Here is a 401-nt window from a genome sequence, read left to right as displayed (position 1 = left end):
GTCCACCAGAACTGGGTCTTCCCACTGGCTGTTTCGCATCATCACGTTGTCCGGCTTGAGGTCTCTGTGGTTCAGAGAAAGTTCGTGGCCCGACGCCAGGATCGACAAGATGCGGACGGTGCATGCCAGGGCTTCATCTAGCGTCGGCGGTGCTGCTTGGACAAGGTCGGACATCGTCGGTCCGTCGATAAACTCCATGACGACGTAGAGCTCAACGTGTTTGTCTTCCCAGAAACCTTCATTCGCATCGAGGACGTGCGGGACACCATTTCCCGCCATGGCCCGGAGTCCGCCGACCTCAGTGAGAAAGCGATACCGACGTTCGGTCTGTCGCGCGGCGTCGCCGTGCAGGCGCTTCAGTGCGCCGACACGACCATTCAGGACGTGGTTCACCTTCTGAA

1 protein-coding gene is annotated in these 401 nt (G+C 59.4%); it reads right to left on the bottom strand.

Going from position 1 to position 401, the window contains the following annotated elements; genetic code table 11:
- Window positions 1-393, bottom strand: a 393-nt coding sequence (locus AC1DMY_RS21040; RefSeq protein ID WP_477166783.1) for a protein kinase domain-containing protein, incomplete at its 3' end; no start/stop codon positions are given.
- Window positions 394-401: the final 8 nt, after the last annotated feature.

It is taken from the genome of Dyella sp. 01L423, from assembly GCF_056399945.1.
Note: the sequence above shows the minus strand (reverse complement) of the source record. Positions and strands in the feature narration are given on the sequence as shown.